Source organism: uncultured Clostridium sp., from assembly GCF_937920395.1.
Lineage (GTDB): Bacteria > Bacillota > Clostridia > Clostridiales > Clostridiaceae > Clostridium_AD.
On sequence record NZ_CALEVF010000070.1, the window covers coordinates 1 to 4,499 of the forward strand.

At 33.3% G+C, this 4,499-nt stretch carries 4 protein-coding genes and 2 pseudogenes; all 6 read left to right on the forward strand.

All coding sequences use genetic code 11. From position 1 onward, the window contains the following. Positions 1–166 precede the first annotated feature (166 nt). Positions 167–601 (forward strand): annotated as a pseudogene (locus Q0649_RS07905) (transposase zinc-binding domain-containing protein); the annotation flags it as partial. Positions 602–769: 168 nt separating this feature from the next. Then, a complete protein-coding gene (locus tag Q0649_RS07910) occupies positions 770–1,708 on the forward strand; it encodes a tyrosine-type recombinase/integrase (RefSeq protein WP_298839819.1) in 939 nt (312 codons plus the stop codon). Between the two features lie 71 nt (positions 1,709–1,779). Then, complete coding sequence (locus Q0649_RS07915; protein ID WP_298839822.1) at positions 1,780–2,010, forward strand: tyrosine-type recombinase/integrase; 231 nt, start codon at positions 1,780–1,782, stop codon at positions 2,008–2,010. Continuing rightward, a complete protein-coding gene (locus Q0649_RS07920; protein WP_298839825.1) occupies positions 2,007–2,960 on the forward strand; it encodes a tyrosine-type recombinase/integrase in 954 nt (317 codons plus the stop codon). Before Q0649_RS07915 ends, Q0649_RS07920 begins: the two co-directional genes overlap by 4 nt. Then, the gene (locus Q0649_RS07925; protein ID WP_298839828.1) at positions 2,960–4,012 is read left to right on the forward strand and encodes a tyrosine-type recombinase/integrase; all 1,053 of its coding nucleotides are present in this window, start codon (positions 2,960–2,962) and stop codon (positions 4,010–4,012) included. The genes Q0649_RS07920 and Q0649_RS07925 overlap by 1 nt, the downstream gene beginning before the upstream one ends. Before the next feature lie 128 nt (positions 4,013–4,140). After that, positions 4,141–4,499 (forward strand): annotated as a pseudogene (locus tag Q0649_RS07930) (transposase); the annotation flags it as partial.

Here is a 4,499-nt window from a genome sequence, read left to right on the forward strand (position 1 = left end):
ACCTACTTGAGTCAGGCGTAAGCATATTCCATATTAAACAACTTCTTGGCCATTCCGATATCAGCACAACCTGTTTTTATTTGCATATGATAAAAATTGAATCATTAAATGTAAAAAGTCCTCTGGACATGTTGAAAAAATTAAAGAAAGAAAATGAGAAAAACCAATGATTGAGGTTCAAGATATTCTTCAACAATATGGCACAGAATATCGTGAAAAACATAAGCTTTCGCTTGTTCAACTCAAGGCTATGTCTGCAATTGAAAAATGTAGAACATCTCAATTAGGCGGTCATATAGACAAATGTGAAAACTGTGGCAGTACTCAAACTTCTTACAACTCTTGTCGTAATAGACACTGCCCTAAATGTCAAAGTCTTGCTAAGGAACGTTGGATTGACTCTCAAAAAAACAACTTACTTAATATTGGATACTTTCATGTGATATTTACCATTCCTGATACCATAAATTTGATAGTATATCAAAATCAAAAGGAGCTTTATACTCTTTTATTTAAAGCTGTCGCTGAAACTCTTACAGAATTAGCCTCAGATAAAAAATATCTAGGTGCATCACTTGGATTTACCTCTATTCTACATACGTGTTATTCCGATTTTTTTATTATTCCGTTTTTATTCTAAGATACTTAAAATCAGCATGTATAATTGAATAGAAGCTGGTGTATCTGTGAAATATATCGGAATAATATATCGACTGACTATTTTAGCTTATGGCTAAACTTACAATAAGATAAAATAGGAGGAGTTAATATGCAACAAGTAACCTTGGATGAAATAATCCAACAAGCATTAAATTTAATGAAAGATTTAGGTAATAGCAAATCTAATTTAATAAGATCTAACAATCGTCTCTTTAGACATATTCAAAAATATTATGTTGAGCATGGTGAAACTTTGTTCAGTATGAATTTATTAGAATGCTATCAAAAATATCAGGAGAATCGGCTAAAGTGCAAACTAATAGGAAGATGTTACTATACGGTACTGATTAGATCTGTCAAAATACTTATTGAAGTCTATCAGATGGGTACATTTAAGTGGAGATTCTATGGGTTAGGACCTGAGTTTAAGGTGAACTCATATTTCCAAAATTGTATAGATAGATTCTTAAGTACTTTGTACCGAAGTACGGAAACCAAGAGACATATGGATTCAAAAATTAGAAGATTCATGAGTTTTCTTGAGAATCGAGGTCAAAAAGATTTTTCTTTGTTAGGTTCAAGTGATTTGACAGAATATTTATCATTTATTTATCCATTTAATAGAGGAGACATGGGACATACCGTTCATGCATTGCGTATTTTTATTAATTTTCTTGTTAGTAGTGGCATTGTGATAAATGAAAATTTAACGGCTCCATTACAGAAACCTGCGCCACCCAGAAAACATGTTGTACCATGTTTTACACAAGATGAAGTCCTAAGAATTATGAATGAGGCAGACAGGAATTCACTAATTGGCAAACGGGATTACGCTATAATGTATCTAGCATCACATACTGGGCTGAGGGCTATCGATATTGCAAATTTAAAGTTTAAAAATATTGATTGGATAAATGACAAAATCAACATTACTCAGAAGAAAACGGGTGGGTATTTATCTCTTCCACTGGAATCTAATACAGGCAGTGTAATAGCTGATTACATATTGAACGGGAGACCTGAATCTCAATCAGAACATATTTTTTAAGAATATTTTCTCCGTATACCAAACTAGGTAACAACCGTTCTGTAGGCATTATTATTGAAAAATATATGAGGATGGCAAACATTATCCATAAAGCATATGATGGAAAAAGTTTTCACGCTTTACGTAGATCAATGGCAACATGGATGCTAGAATCGGATATTCCGCTTTCAACTATTTCACAAGTGCTAGGGCATAAATCTATGAATTCAGCCAAGCCATATCTTTCAATGAGCGAGAGAAAACTCTTTGAATGCGCACTCGGATTCGAATCCATTCCTATTGAGAAAGGGATATATTCATGAATATATTATTTAAAAGCGGATTAGCAGACTCTATGGAAGCCATGATAAAATATAAGGAATCTTTAGGATATTCCAGAGTTACTTATGAACCATACTTCAGAATGATTGACAAGTTTTGCTCTGAAAATTATGCTCAAGAAACTAAACTAACAAAAGAATTAGTGTTGAAATGGTCGCAGTTACATCCTCGGCAACAAGCAAATGGATTCAGAAGAAGAATGATTGCTATTCGTGAATTGGGAAAATATCTAAATGCTGTTGGAATTGAGGCGTATATTTATCCTTCTGAATTCCTAAGCAAAACCCAAAAGTTTGAGCCTTATATCTTTACGGATTATGAATTAAAAGCATTCTTCAACGCCACTGACATTTTTCCTTGGAGTAAAAATGCACAATACAATCACTATGTTGTACCTGTTATTTATTGGTTAATCTACACCTGCGGCTTAAGACCGGGTGAAGTAAGAAACATTAAATGCACAGATGTAAATCTGGCAACTGGGAGAATCTATATACGTGAAAGCAAATCATATAAAGATCGTATTGTAATAATGTCGGAAGACATGCTACTGCTGTGCAATAAATATGAAGAAACAATTAAATCTGTATTTATTAATAGGGAATACATCTTTACTAACTCAAAGGGTACAATTATCAGCAAGCAGTCATTAATAGATCATTTTAAGAGATGCTGTACAAAATGCTCTCAGGGAAACAGAAAACCACGAGTATACGATCTCCGTCATAATTATGCTACAAGAAGATTTATGAAATGGCTGGATGAAGGACGGGATTTATATACGGCATTACCTTACCTAAGCACATATATGGGACACTATGACTTTTCACAAACTTCTTATTATATTCACCTGATTCCTGAAAGACTCATCCATTCAAAATCAATAGATTGGAACCGCTTCTCGAATTTAATACCGGAGGTGAAGATGTGATGAAAAAGCTCAATGATGAAGGCTTATTCCAGTTGATTCATGATTTTTTGAAAATATATATGCCCATCCAGAAACATACGAGTACTAACACGATTAAATCATACAAAGAAACTTTAAATCTCCTTTTGGATTACATCACAAAAGTTAAGGGTATTCATATGGCTGATATATCATTTTCAAAAATTAATAGTCAAATTCTTTTCTGCTTTCTTGATTGGATTGAAAACGAACGTAATTGCAGCGTATCCACAAGAAACCAAAGATTAGCATGTATACGTTCATTCTATAAATATGCTAGTACAATGGATTTTACCCTTATGGCTTATAGAAATGAAATCTTAAAAGTGCCACTCAAAAACGATGACCACAAGAATATGGTAGTAAAATATATGTCCGAAAAAGCAATAAAGGCAATACTGAAACAACCTGATATTACCACAGATAAGGGTATTCGCGATCAGTTTTTCATGATTCTCATGTATGATACAGGTATTAGAGATCGTGAGATATTGGATCTTCATCTTAGAAATTTTGATGTTGAATCAAAAACGCCATGTGTCCATGTAACAGGTAAAAGCAATAAACAGAGAATCTTACCACTTATGCGAAGAACTATCGACCATTTTAATAAATATGTTAAAACCTATCATCAAGAGAATAATCCTGACCAATATCTATTCTATACAGTAAGGCATGGAATAATTCAACAGATGTCTGACGACAACGTAGCAAGATTTATGGACATCTATAGCCATAAAGCGAAGCTTGAATGTAATGAAGTCCCATATAATGTATATCCACATATGTGGCGACACTCGCGTGCCATTCACCTTTACAGGGCCGGAATGTCACTACCTTTGTTGGCAGAATGGTTGGGTCATGCACAACTGGAAACTACCCAGATTTATGCTTATGCTGATACAGAAATGAAACGGGAGGCTATAAAAAAAGCAACGGGTAAAATGAATCCGCTTATGGACATAGAAGAAAAAGCATGTTGGAAAAACGAAAATAGTGAAACTCTCATCAGAAAGCTCTATGGATTAAGATAATGTTATTCCGATTTTATAAATAAAACAACGTCATCGCTAAGCATATTTTCATACTATTAACGTTGACATGTATTAAAATCGGAATAATAAAAAAGTAGGAATAACACGTATTATCCCGATGTCGGAATAATACGTGGGGACAAAATCTTATGCACCATCCTCATATTCATTGTATTGTACCCGGAGGAGGATTATCTTCAATAGGGAAATGGGTAAATAGCAGAAAAAAGTTTTTCATCCCAGTTAAAGAGTTATCTCGCAAATTCAGAGGCAAATTTATATATTATCTCAAACAACTATATTATAAAAACAAGCTTAAATTTTATGGTAGTCAAAAATATCTTTGTAATAATAATGAATTTGAAAAACTACTTTCCTCTATTTATTCTAAGGAATGGGTTGTTTACTGCAAACCGCCTTTTAAAGAAGCCGCATGTGTAGTTGAATATTTAGGTAGATATACTCACAGAGTTGCTATATCAAATAA